The following is a 409-nucleotide window of genomic DNA, read 5'->3' as shown; positions in this document are numbered from 1 at the left end:
ATTCAGCACCTGTGATACTCCCACTCTCTACATCACCTAATTTCGCAGTAATCGCTGATAACTCCCCGACTTTTAAAGCGTTATAATCCAGAGGTATTTCTTTCCAAATTATCCCATCCCACTTAAAAACACCTGTTATAGTATTTTCAACCTCATCTATCTTGAACCATGTATCGTTTATCTTTGGAATAGCTGGCGGTAGCTCACCATAAAAAGGTTTATTGTTATCACCAGCTTTCATTAACGCGTCATTAGCTGTATCTATTGCTGTGACAGCGGAATCTTTATCATCATTTGCTACTTGTTTTGCATCTGTTGCATTTGTATTCGCATCATTTGCTACACTTTCTGCACTACTAGCGATTTGCTGTGCTTTTTCAGCCATATTACTTGCGATTTACGCAACTTT

1 protein-coding gene is annotated in these 409 nt (G+C 38.4%); it reads right to left on the bottom strand.

The annotated features are described in order from the left end of the window. The coding region (locus G8O24_RS42895) for a hypothetical protein (RefSeq protein WP_202988838.1) at positions 1 to 385 on the bottom strand (385 nt) is incomplete at its 3' end. Positions 386 to 409 lie beyond the last annotated feature (24 nt).

The organism is Bradyrhizobium campsiandrae (genome assembly GCF_014529705.1).
GTDB lineage: Bacteria > Pseudomonadota > Alphaproteobacteria > Rhizobiales > Xanthobacteraceae > Bradyrhizobium > Bradyrhizobium campsiandrae.
This window is presented reverse-complemented; position numbering and strand designations above follow the sequence as displayed.